The 23584-nt window shown below is 36.5% G+C and carries 17 protein-coding genes, 1 pseudogene and 1 riboswitch; of the genes and pseudogenes, 10 read left to right on the top strand and 8 right to left on the bottom strand.

All coding sequences use genetic code 11. The annotated features are described in order from the left end of the window. Nucleotides 1–129: 129 nt before the first annotated feature. Entirely contained in the window at nucleotides 130–708 is a 579-nt protein-coding gene (locus G5B32_RS01495) for a PhnA domain-containing protein (protein ID WP_165289786.1), read from the bottom strand. Nucleotides 709–838: 130 nt separating this feature from the next. Between G5B32_RS01495 and G5B32_RS01490 the strand changes: the two genes are divergently transcribed. The 7 genes from G5B32_RS01490 to G5B32_RS01460 all read left to right on the top strand — a co-directional run bounded on the left by G5B32_RS01490 (nucleotide 839) and on the right by G5B32_RS01460 (nucleotide 12027). Continuing rightward, nucleotides 839–1699 carry a neutral zinc metallopeptidase gene (locus G5B32_RS01490; RefSeq protein ID WP_165289785.1) on the top strand — a complete coding sequence of 287 codons (861 nt, stop codon included), beginning with the start codon at nucleotides 839–841 and terminating at the stop codon, nucleotides 1697–1699. A gap of 393 nt (nucleotides 1700–2092) precedes the next feature. Continuing rightward, a complete protein-coding gene (locus tag G5B32_RS01485; RefSeq protein WP_165289784.1) occupies nucleotides 2093–3628 on the top strand; it encodes a S8 family serine peptidase in 1536 nt (511 codons plus the stop codon). After that, nucleotides 3615–5861 (top strand): S9 family peptidase, encoded by a 2247-nt coding sequence (locus tag G5B32_RS01480; RefSeq protein WP_165289783.1) that lies wholly within the window; start codon nucleotides 3615–3617, stop codon nucleotides 5859–5861. Before G5B32_RS01485 ends, G5B32_RS01480 begins: the two co-directional genes overlap by 14 nt. A 3-nt stretch (nucleotides 5862–5864) precedes the next feature. Then, nucleotides 5865–9215, top strand: a complete 3351-nt coding sequence (locus G5B32_RS01475) for a SusC/RagA family TonB-linked outer membrane protein (RefSeq protein WP_165289782.1) — start codon at nucleotides 5865–5867, stop codon at nucleotides 9213–9215. A 1-nt stretch (nucleotide 9216) separates the two neighbouring features. Further along, nucleotides 9217–10581 carry a RagB/SusD family nutrient uptake outer membrane protein gene (locus G5B32_RS01470; protein WP_165289781.1) on the top strand — a complete coding sequence of 455 codons (1365 nt, stop codon included), beginning with the start codon at nucleotides 9217–9219 and terminating at the stop codon, nucleotides 10579–10581. Continuing rightward, complete coding sequence (locus tag G5B32_RS01465) at nucleotides 10571–10768, top strand: hypothetical protein (protein WP_165289780.1); 198 nt, start codon at nucleotides 10571–10573, stop codon at nucleotides 10766–10768. The genes G5B32_RS01470 and G5B32_RS01465 overlap by 11 nt, the downstream gene beginning before the upstream one ends. Before the next feature lie 11 nt (nucleotides 10769–10779). Continuing rightward, a complete protein-coding gene (locus G5B32_RS01460; protein WP_165289779.1) occupies nucleotides 10780–12027 on the top strand; it encodes a DUF4843 domain-containing protein in 1248 nt (415 codons plus the stop codon). 63 nt (nucleotides 12028–12090) lie between these two features. On the opposite strand, the gene G5B32_RS01455 is transcribed toward G5B32_RS01460, so the two are convergent. From G5B32_RS01455 to fabG, 4 genes and pseudogenes are all read right to left on the bottom strand, one after another. Next, complete coding sequence (locus G5B32_RS01455; protein ID WP_165289778.1) at nucleotides 12091–13128, bottom strand: sensor histidine kinase; 1038 nt, start codon at nucleotides 13126–13128, stop codon at nucleotides 12091–12093. Nucleotides 13129–13517: 389 nt separating this feature from the next. Continuing rightward, nucleotides 13518–14255, bottom strand: a pseudogene (locus tag G5B32_RS01450) (YEATS-associated helix-containing protein); the annotation flags it as partial. A 365-nt stretch (nucleotides 14256–14620) separates the two neighbouring features. Further along, nucleotides 14621–15601, bottom strand: coding sequence for an acyl transferase (locus G5B32_RS01445; protein ID WP_165289776.1), 981 nt, complete (start codon nucleotides 15599–15601; stop codon nucleotides 14621–14623). 79 nt (nucleotides 15602–15680) lie between these two features. Next, nucleotides 15681–16424, bottom strand: coding sequence for a 3-oxoacyl-[acyl-carrier-protein] reductase (gene fabG, locus G5B32_RS01440; RefSeq protein WP_165289775.1), 744 nt, complete (start codon nucleotides 16422–16424; stop codon nucleotides 15681–15683). Nucleotides 16425–16662: 238 nt separating this feature from the next. Here fabG and G5B32_RS01435 point away from each other — a divergent pair, with 238 nt between their 5' ends. From G5B32_RS01435 to G5B32_RS01425, 3 genes are all read left to right on the top strand, one after another. Continuing rightward, nucleotides 16663–18156: a malate:quinone oxidoreductase gene (locus G5B32_RS01435; protein ID WP_165289774.1), complete on the top strand. Its 1494-nt coding sequence runs from the start codon at nucleotides 16663–16665 to the stop codon at nucleotides 18154–18156. An 11-nt stretch (nucleotides 18157–18167) separates the two neighbouring features. Continuing rightward, nucleotides 18168–18298: riboswitch (TPP riboswitch) on the top strand. Nucleotides 18299–18351: 53 nt separating this feature from the next. Then, nucleotides 18352–18960, top strand: a complete 609-nt coding sequence (gene pnuC, locus G5B32_RS01430; RefSeq protein ID WP_165289773.1) for a nicotinamide riboside transporter PnuC — start codon at nucleotides 18352–18354, stop codon at nucleotides 18958–18960. Nucleotide 18961: 1 nt separating this feature from the next. Next, a complete protein-coding gene (locus tag G5B32_RS01425) occupies nucleotides 18962–20047 on the top strand; it encodes an acyl-CoA dehydrogenase (RefSeq protein ID WP_165289772.1) in 1086 nt (361 codons plus the stop codon). A 37-nt stretch (nucleotides 20048–20084) separates the two neighbouring features. On the opposite strand, the gene G5B32_RS01420 is transcribed toward G5B32_RS01425, so the two are convergent. From G5B32_RS01420 to G5B32_RS01410, 3 genes are read right to left on the bottom strand one after another with little or no spacing between them, the layout of a single operon-like run. Continuing rightward, nucleotides 20085–21080, bottom strand: coding sequence for an LLM class flavin-dependent oxidoreductase (locus G5B32_RS01420; protein ID WP_165289771.1), 996 nt, complete (start codon nucleotides 21078–21080; stop codon nucleotides 20085–20087). A 51-nt stretch (nucleotides 21081–21131) separates the two neighbouring features. After that, nucleotides 21132–22316: a THUMP-like domain-containing protein gene (locus G5B32_RS01415; RefSeq protein ID WP_165289770.1), complete on the bottom strand. Its 1185-nt coding sequence runs from the start codon at nucleotides 22314–22316 to the stop codon at nucleotides 21132–21134. Continuing rightward, a complete protein-coding gene (locus G5B32_RS01410) occupies nucleotides 22309–23577 on the bottom strand; it encodes an aspartate kinase (protein WP_165289769.1) in 1269 nt (422 codons plus the stop codon). Before G5B32_RS01410 ends, G5B32_RS01415 begins: the two co-directional genes overlap by 8 nt. Between the last annotated feature and the right edge of the window lie 7 nt (nucleotides 23578–23584).

Here is a 23584-nt window from a genome sequence, read left to right as displayed (position 1 = left end):
TACTTTGTATAACAAATAAGTGAAATTTTCGTTTGATGGAAGAAGAGAATTTCTTTGTTTGAGGAGGAGGGGGAAATAAAAAACGGAATATGTTTGGCATATCCCGTCTTTATTTATGTGAAAAGTATACTATCCTTTTCTCAAATATTTTGTAAGAATTACGATAGTTTGACCATCGATTTTTCCTTCGATATACTCTGTGTTATTCGGGTCAAGGCGGATATTTTTTACCACTGTTCCTAATTTAGCGTTAACAGAAGAACCTTTTACATCTAATGTTTTGATCAACACCACCGTGTCACCTTCGTATAAGCGCGTTCCGTTAGAATCCTGGTGGAACTCTACCGTTGCTTCTGCTTCGTGATCACCTGTTTTCTTAGCCCACTCTAAATTTTCTTCTTCCAAATATAAGATGTCTAAGTTGTCAATAGCCCAGCTTTCGTTGCGTAAGCGACTTAAGATTCTCCATGCTACTACTTGTACAGGAGCATGCTCCGACCACATGGTCTCACTCAAAACTTTCCAATGTTCAGGATCAATTTGTTCTGTCTTTTCGATTTGAGATTTACAAGTTTGACATACATAAATACTATTATCAGCATTCACGATAGACACTGGAGGAACTTCATAAACACTCAAATTGGATATGCTGCTGCACAATTCACATTTGCTTCCGCTTCTTTCTTGAAGTTGTTTTTCTAAACTCATATAGGTTAATTAAAAAACCAAAAATACGAAATATCGTTCATATTACCTTTATCAAGTGTTTTACTTAAGTTATTTTCGATTTTGGTAAGGAATTTGTTAAATTCAATAAACTTAAAATCAAATTTGAAATATGAAATGGCAAGGAGGCCGCAAAGGAGGCAACATCGAAGATAGACGAGGTATGTCTGGCGGTAAAAAATTAGCTTTAGGTGGTGTAGGTGGAGTTATAGTGTTGTTGATTAGTCTTTTTATGGGCGGAGATCCCGGTCAATTATTAGAGCAAATGCAGGGTGGTGCATTAACCACTGAGCAAGGAGAATATCAATCTACACCTGAAGAAGACAGACTGATGGAATTTTCGGAGATAGTACTGACCAGTACAGATGAAGTATGGACACATGTTTTCAAACAAGGAGGACAACAATATAAAAAACCTACCTTAGCTGTATACTCGCAGGCTACGGAAACAGGAGGCTGTGGAGTGGGGCAGTCTTCTTTTGGGCCATTTTATTGTCCTGGAGATAATACAGTCTATTTAGATTTGAGCTTTAATCGAGAATTGAGTTCTAAGTTTGGTGCTAAAGGTGAATTTGCTTTGGCGTATGTTATTGCGCATGAGGTAGGACATCATATTCAAAATCTTACTGGTGTTTTGAGTCAGACAAATGCAATGCGTGCAAAAATGAGTGAGCGCGAATACAATAAGATATCCGTGATGACGGAATTGCAGGCAGATTTTTATGCGGGCGTGTGGGCACACTATGTGAATAAGCTTACTAGTATAGAAATTACGTACGATGATATATTAGATGGTATGCGTGCTGCTGCTGCGGTGGGAGATGATCATATTCAAGAACAAACTTATGGTCACTCTAATCCAGAATCTTTTACCCACGGCACCTCCGAACAGCGTATGTACTGGTTTAAGAAAGGTTATGAAACTGGCGATATTAATGCAGGAAACACCTTTAATGATCCAAGTTTAAGATAATATTAAAATCCCTTTGTAGTACGACAAAGGGATTTTTTTACACCCCTTTCGAAATATCTACTGGTAATTTTACCCTAGGAAACCAGTTATTCCATTTGATATATCCCAAAAATAAAAAGGACCATCTTTTATAAAATAAAGAAATAGTCACTTCTTATTATAAAATGGGTTAAAACGTGCTTTCCAATTTTTTCGAAATATTCATTTGCGACAGAAAATTGTTCAACATGGAAAGCATCTTGACTACAAATAACTTGTTTATTTCTAAATGATTATCGATAGTTTAATGACTTCAATTTAGGATAAGATGTTTATGCAACAAAAGTAACAAATGCGTTATTTTGCATTTTTATTATTTAAAATCTGCATTATTTAACATATTTTCGCGTTGTTATGCGTTTTTTGAAAATATTTGTAATCGTGCAGATTCTTTTTTATTCAGAATCATCCTTTGCACAGAAAAGTTCTTTACCAATACATTGGCATCATAGTAATAGCGATCAAGGTTATTTTGGAGTTAACACAAATCAAGCTTATGAATATATCAGCAATCAGAAACTCAGCTTGAAACCTGTAGTAGTAGCTGTTATAGATGGCGATTTAGATACCAATCATGAAGATTTAAAATCCAATTTGTGGGTTTATACCAAACCAAATAAACATTATCCTGAGGCAGTAAACGGCTGGAACTTCTTAGGAACGAGCAACAATACTCATATCACAAAAGTAGGTACAGAGGCTTTTCGTGAATATAAACGTCTACGTCCCAAATATGAAAATACTAAAATTTCGGATTGGAAGAAGAAACAGGATATTGCTGAATTCAACTATTTCTTGCAGGTAAAAAAAGATGCTAAAATCCAGGGCTACCTTAATTTCTTTCCAATAATCAAATTAACTTACGAAGCATTTCGTTTGACGGATTCTACAATCAAAGCACAAAATTTGGATGGATCAGCTTTATCGATAAAAGATTTAGCAAACTTAAAATCTGATGCTACTACGCAAGAATATATTGAAGCAGCTAGACGTTCTTCCTTTCGCTATGCAGAAACGACGAAGTGGAACGATTTATATGCTTTTCAGGTACAGGAATATCAAACAGCTGTAAAGCGAATTGAGAGTTTGGATGATCAATCGAATCCTAGATATACCATAGGCGATAACATTAAATCATTAGGTGATAAATATTATGGTAATGCGGTGTTGGTGGATTCAAATAGCTTCCATGGTACATTCGTTGGTGGGCTAATTGCTGCTGATCGTCATAATGAAATTGGAATAAATGGTATTGCTGATAATGCTAAATTGATGGGGATTCGTGCGGTTCCGGACGGAGATGAATTTGATAAAGATATTGCTTTGTCTATTCGCTTTGCTGTGGATTATGGTGCAAATATCATTAACATGAGCTTTGGTAAATATTATTCGCCAAATAGCAAATGGGTAACTGACGCAATTAAATATGCCATGCGCAAGAATGTAATTGTTGTTCAAGCTGCTGGTAATGACAATAAGAATTTAGACACAATCAATAGTTATCCGATCAAACCTGCGAAAATCAAGAAAACTAAAAATTCATACTTACGTATTGGCGCTTCCACAAGTGAAGGAACAAAAGCTTCTTTTTCTAACTATGGCAGCAAAGAGGTTGATTTTTTTGCGCCAGGCGAGAAAGTGACTTCTACATCTACATTTGATCAATATAAAACGGCGAACGGAACTTCATTCTCCGCGCCTATAGTTTCAGGTGTGGCTGCTTTAGTTTGGGGAGTTTATCCTGAATTAAAAGCTTACGAAGTTGTAGAGATTTTGAAACGTTCAGCTGCTAAAAATCATGTAGCGGGTCTTCAGAATTATGCGGTTACGCCAGGAATCGTAGATGCTTACCAAGCATTATTAATTGCTTATGAATATGTTAAGAAATAGTTCGCTAGCCTTTATTTTATTTGGTTTTGTTTCTGTGTACGGGCAGACATTGCCTGTCAAGTCTAAGTATGAATCTTCGAGTCAACTTATTACGAATAACAGTATTAACGTAAACTGGAAAAGCTCAGCTGCCTATTATGTGTGGACAGCAGGTGAAGACAAGGTTTTGTATAAAATAGATTTAAGAAGCAAAAAGAAAACCAAGACTACTGACGAGAATACATTAAAATCACTTCTTCAAAAAGGAAACTTCGGTACTGCTACGGAAATTGAAAAGTGGAATTTGTACAGTTATCAGGTAGATGATAAACAAACTTCTTTGTCTTTTAAATTCAAAGGATCGAATATTATCTATTCCTTTCAACAAAAAATCCTTAAGCAAGAAGAAGTAAAAACTTCCTCTAATAAAGGGGGATATAAAGCTCCTTCAGCTGAATATTGGAAGAAATTTAATGCTGATAGCACGAAGTATATTTTTGGTAAAGGTCATCAGTTGTATTTGTTTGATGTTAAGGCTAATAAAGAGTATAAATTATCTTGCGATGGTGAGCCTTATTTCTCTTACAATAGTAATAATACGGCGGATAATGATACGACAAAGATTGTTAGTACAAGCGCTATTTGGTTAGGAGATAATGTCTTAGCTTGGCGTGAAGATAAGCGCATGATTGGGGAAATGGCAGTAATTAATAGCCTATCCAATCCTCGTCCAACTATTCGCACGTATAAATTTCCTATGCCGGGTGACTCTACCACAATAGGGTACGATGTCAAAATTTGGAATACATCAAATCGTGAGGCAAGAACGATTAAAGTTACCGAAGAAAAAGATCAGCGTATTATTCTTGCTGGACAGCTTGTCAATGGAAGAACCTATTTGTGGGCAGATCGTTTAGGTACTAATACGTCTTACACTTACTTCCTAAGACGCTCTCGTTCGAATGAGAAAGTAGAATTGTGCCGTTTGGATTTCAATACAGGAAACGTAAAAGTATTGATTACTGAATCTACATTACCGCATGTAAATGAGCAATTGTTTAATGTAAAGATTTTCAATTCGGATAAAGATATTTTGTATTGGTCTGAGCGCACCGGATTTGGTCAGTACTATCATTATGACAATACTGGTAAATTGTTGAACAAAATTGGTCCAAAGGGAGACTATGTGGTTAGCAAAATTGTTGAATTGGATACAGCCAAGAGAGAATTGTTCTTGGAAGTATACGGTTATTCCAAAACTGTAAATCCATATTACAAGCAATATATCAAGGCGTATTTGGATAATGAAAAAGGTGTTTTATTGACCCCAGAGGCTGCTAATAATCAAATCGAGTTTTCAGACGATAAAAAATACATCTTAAATACATATTCTACAGCTAATTCGCCGAGTACGCACGTTATTCGCGACACAAATGGAAAGTTGATAAGTACACTTGGTCAAGCGAATATCGACAAGCTAATAACTATCGGTTGGTCTGCGCCAGAACAAATTCAGCTAAATGCTGCGGACGATTCGACAATGTTGTACGGACTTTTGTACAAGCCATCGAACTTTGATCCAACAAGAAAATACCCCATTATTACTTCGGTATATCCAGGACCACAAGAGGATTTTGTACCGCAATCTTTCTCTGTAGATGACAACAACCATCAATCCTTTGCGGATTTAGGATTTTTAGTGGTTCAAGTTCCATCGAGAGGTTCTTCACCTTACAGAGGATTGAAATTCCACGGATATAGTCATGGCAATATGCGCGACTATGCCTTAGCAGATAACAAAAAGACTATAGAAGATTTGGCGAAAGAAAGACCTTATATCAATCTGGATAAAGTAGGAATCTTTGGGCACTCAGGCGGTGGTTTTATGACAGCGACGGCCATGATGACTTATCCAGACTTTTACAAAGTTGGTGTTGCCGCTTCGGGTAATTATGATCCAAACATTTATACCCAATGGTGGGGTGAAACTTATCATGGGATAAATACAACGAATAAGCCAAACTACATTCCTACGACAGCAGAATTAGCGCCTAATCTAAAAGGAAAACTTTTGCTCATTACGGGTGACGTAGATACTAATGTACATCCGGCTAATACGTTCCGTTTGGCAAATGCTTTAATCAAGGCAAATAAGTTTTTTGATATGATGGTTTTGCCTGGAAAAGATCACGGTTTGGGGGATTGGTATTACCAATCGTTAATAGCGAATTATTTTTTATTACACCTAAAATAAATAATGTTAAGAAAATTTAAGTACAAATTTCTTATACCTAATCTTTGGTTATTACCAGCTTTGGGAGGAACATTAACTGTTACTCCTTTAGGTATTTATGCGCAGTCATCTAATCAGCAACTAAATGTTTCGGGGTATGTGACTGACGAATTTAATAATGCCATTGGTGGTGCAACAATTACACTTGCCAATGGAAAGCAGGTCATGACAAATAATGAAGGTTATTTTGAAATTAAAGCTGCCAAAGGAGAGAAGTTCAAGGTGTCTTTTATTACGATGATACCTCAAGAACTGACGGTTCAGAATGAAAAACCTATACGTATTCGTCTTCAGGCGTATGACATCAATGTCGGTGAAGTGGTGGTAACTGGTTATAATACCACGACGACAAGACGTACTACAGGTTCAGTAGCTGTAGTAGATGGGGAATTGTTGAAAGATCAACCTTTGTTCAACGTCGATAAATTATTGCAAGGTAAGGTAGCGGGGGTAATCATCAAATCATTGTCTGGAAGACCGGGAGAATCTGCTGAAATCCGCATCCGTGGTACAAATACGATTACGGGTAATGCGGAGCCATTATGGGTAGTCGACGGTGTACCTTTACAAAAAGATATTCCTACTATCAGCTCTTCACAAATAAAAGCAGGAGATTTCAATGCTATTTTCTCCGGAGGTATAGCAGGAATCAATGCAAATGATATTGAAAGTGTTACGGTATTGAAAGATGCTTCTGCGGCAGCAATCTATGGTTCAAGAGCTGCTGGAGGTGTAATCGTAGTAACGACTAAACGTGGTAAAGCTGGGCGTATGCAAACTACATATTCCAATTATTTTTCGATGAATGCCAAACCTCAACGTTCGTTAGGTTTGATGAATTCTTCGGAAAAAATTGCTTGGGAGAAAGAATTGTGGGATAGATATTCGCAGCAAGGATTCTTGAATAGCACACATTATCCGAAACTAGGCTTGGTGGGTTTAGTTAGAGGAGGTGTAGGAGAGTTTGCAGGTCTAACGCCCGATCAACAAGAAGCTATTCTCCAAGAAGCTACATTGACAAGCACGGATTGGTTTGATGAATTGTTCCAAAATTCTTGGTCTCAAAATCATTATTTAAGTTTTTCTGGAGGTAATGAAAGAAACCGATATTACATTTCTACGGGTTATGGAAACAATAATGGTTTAGTGCAAAAGACATTGCACGACCGATATAATATTGCTTCTAAATTAGATATTACACCAAATGACCGTTTGCAAATCGGGGTGAATTTGGACTTCACGGGTCAAAAGTCTAAATCTCCTTCTGTAAATCAGGATTTATTCCGTTACGCTTATTTCGCGAATCCGTACGAAAAGCCCTATAATGAAGATGGAAGCTATAGAGCGGATCGTACATTTTATAGTTTGAAAGAAGCTAATGGAGGAGGTTATGATATTTATACACCACCAAATGGTTTTAATATACTGCGTGAAATCAACGAAACCTCTAATGTTTCGGACAACTATTCTGGATCGGTAACGACTAACTTAAGATATAAGATTTCGAATCTATTCTCCTTTTCGGGAATGGGATCATATTCTTATACGAATAATCAATCGGACAACGTTAATGGTAAAAATTCCAATGCAGCTTTCCGAGATAGATTAAGTTTCGATGGTTATTTGTCTACAAGAACCTATGCCTCGATCACACAAACATCATCGGTAAACAACAGTTACATGTTGCGTGGACAATTTGAAGTTGGAAACTTCCTAAAAGGCAACAATCGTATATCTGCCTTAGTGGGTTCTGAAATTCGTTCACAACGTGCTAAATCTGTTTTTAGTAAGCGCTATGGCTACGATGAGGTAACCGGAAATGCATCTATGCCTGTTCCTCCAAAAATCAATGACCTGGTTAATTATAACGACTTAATAAATTATGCAGCGATTGTGGATGCCTTATCGGGACAAACACGTACAGAAGATGCTTTTGCTTCTTTTTATTTCTCGGCTGACTATAATTACAATCGTAAATATACCTTAAGTCTGACGGCAAGAACAGATGGTTCCAATAATTTTGGTTCCGATCAACAGTTCAATCCGACATGGTCTGCAGGTTTTTCTTGGAATGTAGATGAAGAAAATTTCTTTGAAACAATAAAACCTGTAGTCAATAGATTTACGATCAAAGCGGCTACAGGGTATACAGGTAATGTCAATCGTCAGGTATCTCCGCAATTGATTATGGATTATTTGACATCATTCCGTAAAACGTATGATGATTACTACCGTATTGGTGTAATTAGCAATGCGCCAAACAAGAATTTGCGTTGGGAAAAGACACAGGATTATAAAATTGCAGCTGATTTTGGATTATTCAAAAATAGAATTAGCGGTTTAGTAGAATATTATACGAGAACAAGTACGGACTTAGTAACATCATTGGCTGTTCCTTCAACTACTGGTTTTACTTCCCAACGTTACAATACCTCTAAAGTACAAAATTCAGGTATAGAGTTCTCGTTGAATGGTACAATAATCAAAAAGAAAGATTTTACTTGGTCAGCTTCCGCTAACGCAGCTCATAACAGTAACAAACTGTTAAAATTCTCGACGCCAACGGGCACGGCAAATACCACAGCTGGTCAGCAAGAAGGTTATCCGTTGAACAGTATTTTCACTGGAAAAGTGATAGGTATTGATCCAGCAACGGGTATTTACAAATATCAGTTACGTCCAGATGCAGTTATCACTTCGAATGCTGATTTGCGCGATGCAGCTAATTACGTGTTCTATGTAGGAACTTCTGATGCGCCATTAACTGGTGGTTTTAGCACTTCAGTTTCCTATAAACAATGGACAATGTCTGTTGGTGGAAACTTTACATTGAATAGCAAAATTGTGGATGAAGTTAATCCGCAAACGAATTACAGTACCATTTCTACGACAAATTCTGATGCGCGTGAAACCATTCCTACAAGTTACAATGATTTATATTTGCACCATTTGAATATTCCTAGAGATCGTGCACAAGTGTGGTTCCAAGATAATCCTTCAATAAGTGACTATCCGCGTTTGATCGACCATTTCGCTGCACCTATTGGACTATCCATGACTAATCCTACGAGCAGTACCATCACGAGAGCTTCTATGTTGAAAGACGTGTCATACCTACGTGTGGGTTCAATTCATATTGGCTATAATTTGAAAGATGAGGTAGTTAAGAAAATAAGATTAAGTAGTATGGGCTTTAATTTTTCTACTTCGAATTTATTCACCATTACAAATTATGATGGTATCGATCCAGAAACTCCTGGAGCAGTGTATCCATTGACACGTTCATTTTCATTTGGTCTAAATATTGGTTTTTAATATGAGAAAAATATGTATGCTGGCTTTAGTAGTTTTACTTTTCAGTAGTTGTGATAACTACTTAGAAGTAAAAACTTATGGTAAAGCTATTCCTAAAACTTCTGAAGAATTTGCTTCTATTCTTCACAAACATCTTAACAGTATCGATAATGGAGAAGATCATGTATTGATAGAAAATGCTTCTGCTTTAGTCGCTATTGAATCCATTACAGATAATTTCAATGCTACGTTGACACAACCAGGGGGGAGTACCTTGCAAATGTATATCGGTGGTCAGCTAAGCAATAAGCAAACACGTTACCAAAAATTATATGAGGTCATTCGTGATGCCAACATCATTATCAATAACCTGCCTTCGGTACAATCTGCTGAAGAAAAGAATGTGATGGGTACAGCTTACACGATGCGTGCAATAGCTTATTTCTTTTTATTACGTGATTTTTGTGAGCCATTTGCAGATGATACACAATTAGGTGTGCCTATCGTAGTCGATTTTGATATGGAAGAACGCCCCATACGTGCTTCATATGGTGCCGTGAAATCTTTAATTGAAAGTGATTTTGATAAAGCATTGAGCTATGATATTTCAGATGAAATCTACCGATACACCGAGGATGTAATTAAAGCTTATTATGCAAAATATTATTTCTGGACTAAGCAATGGCAAAAAGCAATTGACTTGTCAGCTGAAATTGTCGACCGTCATCCATTGGTAAAAGGTTTAGAATATGCTTCCATGATCCAATCTCAAAATAATAAAGAAGCGAATGTCTTGTTACGTTCTTATTTATTCTCATTTAGCACTTCTGCAGAATTTATCAACAGCCAAGCTGTGATTAAGAATCGTCCATTAAGCAAAGACTTTGTGGAAGCTTTCACGGAGAAAGGAAATGATGTACGGTATGCCATCACGACAAATAGCAAACGCGTAAATCAAAAGCTATTTGTAGGAAAGGTGCGTTCAGCAGAATTTGTGTTGGTCTTAGCAGAAGCAAACGCGCATTTGGGGAATACGGAAGAAGCTTTAAAATGGCTAAACATTTTACGTCAAAACCGCATAACTAACTTCCAACCTTACACGTTGGCAACCTTGCCAACTGAAACTTCTTCTGGAAACATTAAAGTAGATGTGAATGGAAAACCGTTGACACCTTTAATTACGGCTATTCTAAATGAAAGAAGAAAAGAATTGCATGGTGAAGGTGATCGTTTCTACGAGTTAAAAAGAAACGGTAGACCAGAATTTTGGGTAGCCAACAACGGTCTTAAATACACTACTAAAAAATACATGTACACCTTTCCATTGCCTCGCCGCGACGTGGAATTAACACCTGGACTCATTCAAAATGAAGGATATGAATTTTAATAAAATATTGAAATGTGTCGCTGTTTTAGGATGCGTTACGATCCTATCAGCATGTGAAAAACCAAATGAAGTTCCTCCGCCATCGGAGACTTTTATTCGGGAATACAGAGCGCCAGATCCTGTTTTTCTATCGGAAGAAGAACGTGAATTGGTGAATCAACAACGTGAAGAATACAATAAACTATAATTAATAATTTTATGAAAACTAAATTTTCAGCCATTTTATTGGCATTTGTAGCCGTTGCGACTTTATTGACGTCGTGCTCGAAAGATGAAACCGTGCAGTTACCTGTTGTTGCTTTTGCAAAAGAGTTGTATGGTTTAGATTTCAACAATGAAGCGGTAGTAAAAGTGGTTTCTACAGCACCATTCGCAAACAATCAATCTGTTGATTTTACAGTTTCTGGTGGTTTGGTAGAAGGTGTGGACTACACGCTTTCCGCTAAAAAATTCACTTTTGCTAATGGTAGCAACGAAGCAACTGTCGTGGTGAAATTTTTAAAATCTATTACAGAAGACACAAAGCTTGATCTTACATTGGCTCCTGCGTCTTTTGCTACTTTAGGTTTGTCAAAAGCTTCAGTTGGTGTGGATATTTCCAACACTGTAATCTACTCTTTTGACAAAGAAAACTACACTATGACGCAATCTTCGGATGTGGTATTGCAATTGAGCAAAATTTCAGGTGCATACACTACAGAAGAAGCATTAACTTTTGAAGTAGAAGTAGATCCTTCATCTACAGCGGTAGAAGGTGAGCACTTCAAATTCAGCAATGGTAAAACAATCACTATTCTTGCTGGGCAAAGCAAAGGAACTTTGAAATTGGATTTAATCAAACAAGAGGCTGGTAAAGAGCAAGTAGTATTAAAATTAAAACAAGTTCCTTTCATCTTGAAACCAGGTAACTTTGATAAAGCTTCAGTAGTAATTTTCGGTAGCCTATACGATAAATTAGTAGGTGAGTGGAAATACGCAGCTTTCACAAACGAAGATTGGTGGAAAACAATGAATAACTTCGGTGTGGATGATTTAACGAAATTAGCTAAAGGTGCTGCTACTGACAAATTAGTCTTCAACGAAGAAGGTTTGACAACAGCCTTGACAAGTGACCTTAAAAATTATTTTAGAGATTCTAAATTAATCAATTTAGGTGAGGTTGCTGAAAGATTACAAGAAGAGGCTGGATACCCAAGTGTTCAAATGTTGGTAGTCAAAGCTTTGGCAAATGTGAAATTCTCGGCTACGAATGTAGCAGAACGCGAAGCGCAAATTGGTTTCCGTGTTTTTACTACAAATGACGGTGTAGAAACTTTAGAAGTAACTATCTTTGATTTCGAACCAACTGATTTCTTGAAAAACACGTACGATATATACAAATCATTTGGTGACAGCCCAGCTATGCGTTTCGCACCATTACGTTACCACTTTACAAAAGTAAAATAAGCTAAGGTTTTAACTTAGAAATATAAAAGGCAGAACTCATGTTCTGCCTTTTTTTATAAACTATCAAGTATTTAATGTCAATTCTAACTTAACTTGGTAGGTTTCTTCATCCGATTGGATGTCTAAAGCATACTTATTAGGATATAATAGATTAAGTCTTTCTTTCACATTATTCATACCTATACCACCTGAGTTTTTTCGCGTTGTTTTATATGGATTTTTAATATTCTTTACAGTCAATGTAAGTACATTCGTAGTGCTTAATGTCGCTTGAATATCAATCGAAACAGGGGAGATGTCGACTCTACCATGTTTGAAAGCATTTTCAATAAAAGGTATCAAAACCATAGGTGCTATCTTCAATTGATTATCCTTGTTGATATTGAAATTATAATGAATATTTTGTTGATATTCTTCAGGTAATCTTCTGCGTTCTAGTTCGAGGTAACTTTTAATATAATCTAGTTCTTTATCTATAGTAACATATTTTTGGTCACTTTCATAAAGCATATAGCGCATCATTTCGGACAAATCCATAATGATGTCTGCCGTGGTATTGTCTTTATTTATTTTAGCGCTAGCATACGCTGTATTCAGTACATTAAATAGAAAATGTGGATTGATCTGACTCTTTAGGAATTTGATTTGTGTCTTTAAATTTTCTTGAATCAATAGTTGATTTTTACGTTCGTTATTCAACCATAAGATCGTTAATCCAATTAATGAGCCCGCAAGTAAATAGATGAAGTTTGCTGCGAAGTTTATTATCACAATTTCAAGAAAGAAATTGAGGTCTTTAGTTTCTATTGGAATAAAAATATAATCTACAAGACATTCAATCGCTGTAATAAAAAGGTATATCGCTAAAAGCTGTAAGATTGATTTTCCTAAAGTATCATATTTGAAGTTTCGAGGAATCCAATAATGTACAATACCATGAAATAACAATGCATTCATCAGCATCCCGAAAAATAGTATTCCTTTGAAATTACTATGTTCGTGATCTATTTTTCCAATGGTATTAAATTGGGTAATAACGATGTAATAAAGCCCTAACCAAAAAAACAAATTATAAAAAAATATCCTCAATATGTTTTTCATATTTCAAAGATATAGCTTAATTGTTAATGGTCAGTCTGTTGCGGGAAGTTTTTTATTGAAATTTAATAAGCTTTTTTTAACGTTGAAGGATTGGCGATGTGGTGGTATTCTGTGTTCCGTCCGCTGTTGCCGCTGTTAATTAAAGCTACAGAAGCCTATTGTTAATTCTGCTGCTAGGCTCTATTCGTCTGCCGAAACAGAAGCTGAATAGAGAACAAAAAGTTGAGAGTATATTCGTCAACCCGCCATATTGCCAATGCACTGTTGTAGGCATTTACTCGTCATCAAGAGGTCCAATGAAACTCAAAATATTTAAGGTATCATGAATTTTTCTAAGCAAAGGTCTGTCCGCATGAGTTCTGAAAGCCTTGACTATATCACTCACTTCTTTAACTTGATTTGGGCTTATATAACTGTTTCTTGCTAGCGTCAAAAGAAACAAGAATCGAATATTTAGTGTAGAGCTGTGAAGCGTATTTTGCAATGCTAATAAGCAAATCCAAGCCTGTTTCGTTAGGCTTAAGTTGAACCGAGTATGACAGTGCTAATAACATTCCTTCAGAATGGTGATTAGATAGTAACTCATCTTTTGGTAGATTATTTCGAACTATTATTTCTCCCATTTTTCTACCTAGTTCTGCCTTCAGCTTCAACCTTTCACTATAATCGGGAACACTAGTTTTGGAGATGTAGTTGTCTGCAAGCTCCAATAAAATATCTTTCTGAGTATTATTAGTGCTCTCGGTGACAGTATTCTCAGAGTTTTTTAAATCAACGGCAAGCTTTACATCTTCAATTCTTTCTCTGGCGGAGGAGAGTTCAAGTTGCGTATTTTCAATTTTTTGCTTGCTCTCTTGCGCTGTTTTTTCAGCCTTCTTAGCAGCTTCTAATATTCTCTCTCCAATTGTAGTGATAAATCTTCGAGAGAAAATTGCAGCGATTAAGCAGAAACCAGCAAATATCAAGTAGTCATTGTTGTCTTGACTACTAACAAGATTGCTGGAAATCATTTTGAGAAATGCAGGGACTAATAAAGCCGCACCGATACCTAATAGAATATATTTAAGCTTTGCGAGTTTATCCTTTCCATCCTTCTCGTGAGTATCAAAATTATGCAAGTAGTTGAGGTAACCGCCTAACTAACCGCTGGCAACCATAATGCCAATGATTATAAATAAGTGGGTGTCCATTTTGCAGTCCATGTTTAGTTGATTTAGAATAGTTTGTCAATTGCCTACAACAATTGGTTTTACGAAAACTAATATACAAAAATGCTTCGCTAAATCATCCTTATAGTAGTATTTCATTTATAACTATTGTATATTATTAGTTTTCACATATTTATTTTGTTTCTATTTCACATATAGCGAACAAAATAATTGTTTAATCAGCTGTAGAGTTTTGTGTAGCGAAACTATACTTTCTTGAGTTGTTAATTAAACTAGTTGTTTAATCTTTATTGTTAAACAATAACGTAGATGGAGCTGTAAATCTACTGCACTAACAAATTACAACCTCTAATATCTGCATTGTCGAATCTGCCTAGGATTTCAAAAGATTGGTCGGGGTATATTTTGCCTAAATCTTGTGTAGCTATAAAGGAACAAGAATGTATATTCGCTAAATCAATGACATTAATAGCTCCCGTATTGCTGTTTGGGATTAAGGTCAGCGGGTCGTTGGTGTCACGGATTAATATCTTCATCCATTTTGGGGTTTGGAAGAGACCTTGACCTTTAGAGTAACCTTGTGACAATAGTTCGGTCATGCCGTATTCGGAGTGAATAGCGGATACACCAAAACCAGTACAAAGAATATGATGCAGTTCTTCGCGAATCATTTCTTTGCGTTTTCCTTTCATACCGCCCGTTTCCATAACGATTAATTCAGGAAAGTCGACTTTGTATTTCTCAACAAAATCCAATAGGGCATAGGTGACACCTATTAATAATGTCTTTGTGCCTTTGGCTTGTAATTGTTGCAAAGTCGCATAAAGTTCATCGTGATTGTACAGGAAGTAATTGCTTTCGGGCTGTTGCGAGGCTTGAATCAAATCATTCACCATATAGATTAACGAAGAACCTTCACGTTCTAAGTAGGATGGAAGCAACGCTAATACTGCAATATCTTTGATACTACCATAGAACTGTTCAAAAGCTTTACGAAAGCTCATTTCATACCATTCCAAGTCGTACACATGGTGCTGACTGTTGATCATTCCTGTAGTACCCGAACTGGTAAAAGTAATTTGTGGCATACTATCTAGCGTCGACACCTTTTGTGTTTTGAAGAATTGAATCGGTAGAAAAGGAATTTCACTATAATGGCTGATAGCTGAAGTGTCTATATGCAGATTGCGTACATATTGTTGGTAGACTTTATTGTTTTCAAATTGATATTGGAAAACTTCTAAGGCAACACGATTGAAATCTTCTTCATTCTGAATAGAAAAAACACTTTCTTTAGCTATCATAGTGTGCAAATATAAGCATAAAAAAAGCGTCTCAAATTACTCGAGACGCTTCCAATCGTTTTATTACAATAATATTTTATTATACCATACCACCATCTACTGACAATGTTTGTCCTGTGATGTATGATGATAAGTCAGAAGCTAAGAATAAACAAGCATTCGCGATATCGTCTGTAGAACCCGCACGTTTCAATGGAATACCAGCTTCCCAACCTGCTACTACTTTCGGATCTAATACGTCAGTCATTTCTGTACGGATAAATCCTGGAGCAATCACGTTTGCACGGATATTACGAGAACCTAATTCTTTAGCTACCGATTTAGTGAAACCGATGATACCTGCTTTAGAAGCTGCATAGTTCGCTTGACCTGCATTACCTTGGATACCAACCACCGAAGACATATTAATAAATGAACCTTTACGGTTTTTCATCATAACTTTAGAAGCAGCTTTCGTTACGTTGAAGATAGATTTCAAGTTTACATTGATCACATCATCCCAGTTTTCTTCTGTCATACGCATCAAAAGACCATCTTTTGTAATACCTGCATTATTAACGACGATATCGATAGTGCTAAAATCAGCAACAATGTCATTAATTAATTTTTCTGCTTCATCAAATTTTGAAGCATCTGAGCGATAACCCACGACTTTAGTACCGAAAGCTTGTAGTTCTTGCTCCAAAGCTTGACCTTTTTCTACAGATGAAAGGTATGTGAAAGCCACATTAGCGCCGTGTTGAGCAAATACTTCTGCGATTTTACGACCGATTCCCTTAGAAGCACCGGTTACTAAAGCTGTTTTTCCCTCTAATAATTTCATATAGCAATTTTTATAGTTTCAATTTTACCTCTGATGAAGATTCCTTCATTTTGGAGTTAAAAACAAAAATACACAAATTTTGAAATTGTAGTAATTTATTAAAAAATGACAGTGAATTTCATTTCCGAACCAAGATTGACTTTTTGTTAAAAAATTTCAAACTATATGAGTATAAATTGACAAAATCATTCGTTAGAAAGATTTATGAATGTTAATTTTGTTGGAATTAATACTAGTCATGGGCAAGAAAAAACAAAAATCAGAAGTTGATGTAGTGCTAATTGGTGGGGGTATCATGAGTGCTACTCTAGGTACATTGATCAATGAGTTAAATCCTGATATTAATATTGAGATTTTAGAGCGTTTGGACGTTGTAGCAGCTGAAAGTTCGGATGCATGGAATAATGCAGGAACAGGTCACTCTGCTTTATGTGAATTGAACTATACGCCTCAACAAGCTGATGGTTCAGTAAAAATTGATAAAGCCATCAAAATTGCAGAACAATTCGAGATTTCGAAACAATTTTGGGCATATTTGGTTGAAAAAGGGGTTATTCAAAATCCTGAACACTTCATTCGCAAAGTGCCTCATATGAGTGCGGTATTTGGCGAGAATGACGTGAAATTCTTAAAAACACGTTACGAAGCATTGACTAAACAAACGTTGTTCAAAGGTATGGAATATACGGAAGACAAGACGTTGTTAGAGCAATGGGTTCCATTAATGATGCAAGGTAGAACAGGTAATGAACCTATCGCTGCTACAAAAATGGATATCGGTACGGATGTGAATTTCGGTGCATTGACTAGAGATTTAATTAAGCATCTTTCTACAAAGAAAAACATTAATATTTCGGTTAATCAAGAAGTAAAAGATATCGATCGTGAAGATGATGGCCGTTGGGAAGTAGAAGTAAAAGACCTTAAAACTGGTGATAAACGCGAAATCAAAGCGAAATTTGTATTCATCGGTGCAGGTGGTCACTCTTTATTATTGTTAGAAAAATCAGGTATTCCTGAAGCTAACGGTTACGGTGGTTTCCCTGTAGGTGGTCAATGGTTGAGATGTACAAATGAAGAAATCATCAAACAACACCAAGCGAAAGTATACGGTAAAGCATCTGTAGGTGCTCCTCCGATGTCTGTACCTCACTTGGATACACGTTATATCGATGGTAAACAAGCATTATTGTTTGGTCCTTATGCAGGATTCTCCACAAAATTCTTGAAACAAGGTTCATTCTTCGATTTACCAGCTTCTATTAAGTTGTCAAACATCAAACCGATGTTGTCAGCAGGTTTGGACAACTTAGATTTAACTAAATATTTGATTACGGAGGTGATGAAAAAACCAAAAGACAAATTAGAGTCTTTAAAACAATTCATGCCTACAGCAAAAATGGAAGACTGGGTTATCGAAAAAGCAGGTCAACGTGTACAGGTTATCAAAAAAGATCCTAAACATGGTGGTGTGTTAGAATTCGGAACAGAAGTAGTTTCAAGTGCAGATGGTTCTATCGCAGCTTTATTAGGTGCTTCTCCTGGTGCTTCGACTTCAGTGGCTATCATGATTCAATTATTGAAAAAATGTTTCCCTGAAAGAGCCAAATCAACAGAATACAAAAATAAACTTCGTGAGATGATTCCTTCTTGGGGTCAATCATTGAATGACAATCCAGAACTTTGTGCGCAAGTTCGCGAGCATTCGCAACGCGTATTGAAAATGGATTAATATATAAGTAAAAGAAACTTATGGGGTGCTAGAGTAGAGCCGAATAGGCTCTACTTTTTAAGCTGAGATTATACCCAATTCCGTCTATCGGAAGGAACCTGATCCAGGTAATGCTGGCGTAGGGATTAATTTCTAAAAGCTGTCAAAATATTAGCATTTCCGTAAGTGTAGTTTTAAAAATTATAACGCACTTAAATGGAAATTATAGACCAAATTATAAAAGCCTTTCACGCCACTTCTTGGTTAGAAAGATTCTCTGTGCTTTGCGGCATTATCCAAGTACTTCTTAGTAAAAATAATAAAGTATCTAATTATCTTTTTGGTATTTTGGGTATTGTATCCGGTATGTATGTACTTTTTGGAGCCAAACTTTATGCGGATATCGCTTTAAATATGTATTATCTCGTCATGAGTATATACGGTTGGTGGTATTGGAAAACGAATAAAGATGCGAGCGAACAACCTATTACTTCCTGTACTTCACAAGAATGGACAACGGTTATTGGTATTGTACTTGGCGCTTTTGCGATTTTGTATTTCTTTTTGATATACGTGACCGATTCGGATGTGCCTATTTGGGATGCTTGGGTTTCTTGCACGGCCTGGGCAGGTATGTGGTTATTGGCTCGACGCAAAATCGAAAACTGGATTTTGCTCAACATTAGCAATGCTTTTGCTATTCCTTTATTGATTCACAAAGACTTATATTTATTTGCTTTACTCACGACTTTCCTGTTTATTGTAGCCATTTTTGGTTATTTCAAATGGGCTAGAATTATGAAACTCGAAGCTAAACTATCTTAATATGCACCTAGACGAACAGACTATAGCCGTAATCCGCGATGCACAATCCAAATCTATTCAAGCGAAGCAATTGGTACCTGAACAATTAGATTTAATTTATAAATACAATTGGTTTAACATTTGGGTTACGAAAGAATACAAAGGGTTGGATTTGAGTTTAATAGATGGGTTTAAGTTAATTAAGAATTTAGCGTATTGGGACGGAGGCTTTGCGTGGACAGTAACACTTTGTTCAGGAGCGAATATGTTTGCTGGTTTTATCAATGCCTCACTGGCAAAAGAAGTTTTTGCGAATCCAAAAGTTTGTTTTGGTGGTAGTGGAAGGGCTAATGGCAAAGCTATTTTTGACGGTGAAAAATATCATCTCACAGGTGTGTGGCAATATGCTACAGGAGCGCCACATTTAACGCATTTTACGCTGAATGCTTTTATTTACGATGGAGATGTTCAAAGGGTAAATGCACAAGGCGAATCGGTGATTTATTCCTTCTTCGTGCCAAAAGAGCATGTGTTGATTCATTACGATTGGGATACGTTTGGTTTGGAATGTACGGCCTCACACAGTTTTTCGCTGGATAGTGTAGCTATCGATAAAGCTTATGCTTTTGAACTGAAACCTTCGGAACGTAAAGTAGAAAGTACACTTTACAAAATTCCGTTTATGACCTTCGCCGAGTTGACTTTGCTTCCTAATTATTTGGGGATGTATAAGCGTTTTTTGGATTTAGTCGAAAAGTACTTTTTTGATAAGTCCAAAAATCCCGATTGGGCGGAGAAGTACAGTAAAACTCGTTTTCGTCAGGTAGATAGCTATCAGCAATTAGTTGAAAAGTATGAGCAAAAAGCAGAGGCTCTAATCCAGCAGCTTTGGGAACAAGTTTCGGTCGATGCAGCAAATATCTCCGTAGAGTTATTATCTGAAATTGCCACCGAATCAAGAAGAATAGTTCGCGAAATCAGAGAAGGGGTAACTTCACTATTTCCTTTGGTAGGTATTTCTGGAGCACAAAAAGACAATGAACTGAATATTGTCTTCCGCAATATTTTTACGGCTACGCAGCATAGTTTATTGAATTTGGAGGTGTAACAAAAATGGCTGATAAATTATGTATCAGCCATTTTTGTTATTTTTCTATCAATGCTTTCGCAATAATATCAAATGCTTCTAAACGTTTCTTGGCATCAAAGATATAATTTGTTGCCATGATCTCATCCGCTTGATATTGTTCAGCAAAAGCCAAAACATCTTCACGAATTTCTTTCTCTGTACCAATAAACGTACAATTTACCATACTTTGCACGGCTTGTTCTATTTCGGGAATGCCATCATAGATTGGTTTTTCCGTGGGAGGAGAAAGTGGTTTACGTAAATTCGTCAAGATTCCTGCGAACATATTGAACAAACTCGTGGACTGGAATTGCGCTTCTTCTACAGTTTCTGCCGCCACAATGTTTACACAAATAATAAAATAAGGATTTTGTAGATATTGAGAAGGTTGGAATTTTTCGTGGTAAATTTCTGTAGCTTGTTTTAACATAGCAGGAGCGAAGTGTGCAGCAAAAGCATATGGTAAGCCCAATTCAGCAGCTAAATAAGCACTATCAGTACTAGAACCTAAAAGGTAAATCGGAATATCTAAGCCTTCTCCTGGAAATGCACGCACTTTGGCTTGTACATTGTTTTCATCCAAATATTGCTGTAATTCTAAGATGTCATCTTTGAAATAGAATGACGTATTCAAATTATTGCGACGCAAAGCCATCGCAGTGAGTTGATCTGTTCCAGGCGCACGACCTAATCCCAAATCAATTCTTCCCGGATAAATACTTTCGAGTGTGCCAAATTGTTCAGCAATAATCAAGGGCGTGTGGTTTGGCAACATAATACCGCCGGAACCTACACGGATTGTATTGGTTTTGCCTGCAATATGGCCGATTAAAACCGAAGTGGCAGAACTCGCAATATGCGGCATATTGTGGTGCTCTGCAAACCAAATACGTTCAAAACCTAATTTTTCGATATGTTGAGCACCATCAACAGCACGTTGAATGGCTTCTGATGGGTTACTGTTTTTACAAATTGTGGCTAATTCTAGAGCCGAAATTTTTAGTTTATTCATAGTAATTTAAATATACAATGAATAGGATAGAAGATTGTAAGCTGTATGTCTTTATTCAACTTTTGAGCAATGAATGACAATATGGTTTTCCGCGTAGTCCGTCAAAAAATATAGGAAATCTGCTCCTCCGTCTTTGATTTTGAATTTCTTACGAATCTCATCTACTTTTATTGGGAAATTTTTGGTGGCTACATTCGCCTTTGCAAACGTGTTTAGTTTCTTAAATTCGCCTAAAGAGTACACGTTTTGGATTTTAAAAATACGTCCAGGAAAATCCTTAACCAAATTTTCGGAAGTATAGAGGTGTGTATGTGTATGCAGTTTAAACAAGCCAAATGCTTTGGCTACACTTTTAAAAGCTCCAGCTTTGGTAATAGCCACATCTGGATCGTACAGATAGTTTAAGGGTTCGGATGTTTTGACTAAAGTTGATTTTTCTTCTTCTGGTGTGAAAGAAATATTCTGCAACTGGTCAGAAAACAAACGAATAGCTGTTATTGTAGTTTCTCCATTAAAATCTCGATCCTGCAAGAACAACAATTCTTTGCAATCACCATCTACACTGATAACATATAACAATTTTACGTGCTTCAACTTCTGTAAAGCCGAATTGATATCCATCAACGGAGAAAGTTTGCACAGAATATAACGCGATTTACGGAAAAACATGTCCTGTAGCTCGACGATATTAGGTTCACAGTCTTCTAATAAGAATACTTTTGCGTGATTAACCCGGCGGGAAGGATCAATGTAAATATAATCCAAGGAGTCATCTTCTTGCTCTTCGACAAATTTGACGCCGTCCGTATGAAGCGGAACTAGGTTGCGTACACCAAGCTGCTCCGCATTGTGCTTTACGATTTGGGAAAGTTTTTCGTTTAGTTCACAATGGACAACTATATGCGCTTCTTGCGCAATATAACAACTATCTACACTAAAGCCTCCAGTTAAATCGACCACTTTGCTTCCTTTGCGAATCAATGATTGCTTCACCAAAGCGGTATGCTCCGAAGAACATTGTTCCAAATTGATTTTATCGGGATAATAAATGTTTGCTGAATATGCCCAAGTCGGCAACTTCTTGCAGGCACGTTGCCAGCCATCAATTTGGGCTGCCAATTCGGATGGAGAAACGTCTGGAAAAGGACTTTTCTTAAAAGCAACAACCGCTGGATCCAACTGCCTGTTAGCTTTTATATAATCCTGAACCTCTTTATGTAAGATGTTTCTATTCATTCAAATCTTTAACCAGAATCTGACAAGTATATTGATCCTTAAGTTCGCGAATTATTTCTTTATTTACTAATACTCGATCAATTGTTTGTTGATTGTAATAGCGAATGGTGATTAATTCTAACCCTTTTTCGACGGTTACTTTAAATCTCTTTTCTAAATCTTCTAATAAAGCATCAATATTTGTACCTGTATTATCTACACTAATTGCAAAACTAATAGCACTGTTGTGCATCATATTAATCTTTATACGATGCTCATGCAATAGATTAAATATGTGAGATAAGTTGTCTTCTACGATAAAAGAGAAATCTCGCGGTTGAATATTGATAAATACCTGATCTACCTTAAAGATAAAGGATGGAACGGGTAGAGTCTGATTTGTAGTGCGTATAACTGTACCGGGTTTCTCCGGATTGATGAAAGAACGAACATTTAATGTTATCTTCTTGTTTTGTAGTGGTTTAATTGTTTTAGGGTGAATTACCGTTGCACCATAATACGTTAATTCGATTGCATCCGTATACGATAACTCGGGAATAAGCTCTGTTTCAGCAAACCATTTTGGATCGGCATTCAATACACCAGGTACGTCCTTCCAAATGGTGATATCTTCCGCATTGAGACAGGAAGCAAAGATTGCAGCAGAATAATCTGACCCTTCGCGACCCAAGGTTGTTGTGAAATTCTCCGAAGTCGAACCAATAAAACCTTGTGTAATCGCAATATATTCATCCAAAATTTCTGGCAAGTCTCGGCGGATTTTGTCTTCTGTCAATTGCCAATTTACTTTTCCTTCACGATAGGTATTGTCCGTCTGAATATAATCACGGGCATCGATCCATTTAGCTTTCATGCCTGTATGAACCAGATATGCCGCAATAATTTTTGAAGAAAGTATTTCTCCTAATGACACTATCTGATCATATAAATAATCGTATGTATCTTGTGGTTCTTCCTCCAGTATCCATTCCACTTCCACAAAAGTATTGGCTATTTCGTCAAAAATGGGGTGGTTTGGATCTTCGAAAAGATTATGTAATATTTGATAGTGCTCTTGTTTCACCTCATTCAGGTAACCAAAATAATCACCATTTTGATGAAAATAAGCATTGATAACTTGCTCTAGTTTATTTGTGGTCTTGTTGATGGCTGAGACTACGACTATTAATTCCGAAGAATTGTATGTGGAGATGATGGAAGTTACGTTTTTGATATTGTCCGCATTCTTTACAGAAGCACCACCAAACTTAAATACCTGCATGTATAAT

The sequence above is a fragment of the Sphingobacterium sp. SGL-16 genome (genome assembly GCF_011043515.1).
GTDB lineage: Bacteria > Bacteroidota > Bacteroidia > Sphingobacteriales > Sphingobacteriaceae > Sphingobacterium > Sphingobacterium litopenaei.
Note: the sequence above shows the minus strand (reverse complement) of the source record. Positions and strands in the feature narration are given on the sequence as shown.

Coding starts and splice junctions, on each gene's coding strand:
- G5B32_RS01495 (WP_165289786.1), bottom strand. CDS start 708: ATGAGTTTAGAAAAACAACTTCAAGAAAGAAGCGGAAGCAAATGTGAA.
- G5B32_RS01490 (WP_165289785.1), top strand. CDS start 839: ATGAAATGGCAAGGAGGCCGCAAAGGAGGCAACATCGAAGATAGACGA.
- G5B32_RS01485 (WP_165289784.1), top strand. CDS start 2,093: ATGCGTTTTTTGAAAATATTTGTAATCGTGCAGATTCTTTTTTATTCA.
- G5B32_RS01480 (WP_165289783.1), top strand. CDS start 3,615: ATGTTAAGAAATAGTTCGCTAGCCTTTATTTTATTTGGTTTTGTTTCT.
- G5B32_RS01475 (WP_165289782.1), top strand. CDS start 5,865: ATGTTAAGAAAATTTAAGTACAAATTTCTTATACCTAATCTTTGGTTA.
- G5B32_RS01470 (WP_165289781.1), top strand. CDS start 9,217: ATGAGAAAAATATGTATGCTGGCTTTAGTAGTTTTACTTTTCAGTAGT.
- G5B32_RS01465 (WP_165289780.1), top strand. CDS start 10,571: ATGAATTTTAATAAAATATTGAAATGTGTCGCTGTTTTAGGATGCGTT.
- G5B32_RS01460 (WP_165289779.1), top strand. CDS start 10,780: ATGAAAACTAAATTTTCAGCCATTTTATTGGCATTTGTAGCCGTTGCG.
- G5B32_RS01455 (WP_165289778.1), bottom strand. CDS start 13,128: ATGAAAAACATATTGAGGATATTTTTTTATAATTTGTTTTTTTGGTTA.
- G5B32_RS01445 (WP_165289776.1), bottom strand. CDS start 15,601: ATGATAGCTAAAGAAAGTGTTTTTTCTATTCAGAATGAAGAAGATTTC.
- fabG (WP_165289775.1), bottom strand. CDS start 16,424: ATGAAATTATTAGAGGGAAAAACAGCTTTAGTAACCGGTGCTTCTAAG.
- G5B32_RS01435 (WP_165289774.1), top strand. CDS start 16,663: ATGGGCAAGAAAAAACAAAAATCAGAAGTTGATGTAGTGCTAATTGGT.
- pnuC (WP_165289773.1), top strand. CDS start 18,352: ATGGAAATTATAGACCAAATTATAAAAGCCTTTCACGCCACTTCTTGG.
- G5B32_RS01425 (WP_165289772.1), top strand. CDS start 18,962: ATGCACCTAGACGAACAGACTATAGCCGTAATCCGCGATGCACAATCC.
- G5B32_RS01420 (WP_165289771.1), bottom strand. CDS start 21,080: ATGAATAAACTAAAAATTTCGGCTCTAGAATTAGCCACAATTTGTAAA.
- G5B32_RS01415 (WP_165289770.1), bottom strand. CDS start 22,316: ATGAATAGAAACATCTTACATAAAGAGGTTCAGGATTATATAAAAGCT.
- G5B32_RS01410 (WP_165289769.1), bottom strand. CDS start 23,577: ATGCAGGTATTTAAGTTTGGTGGTGCTTCTGTAAAGAATGCGGACAAT.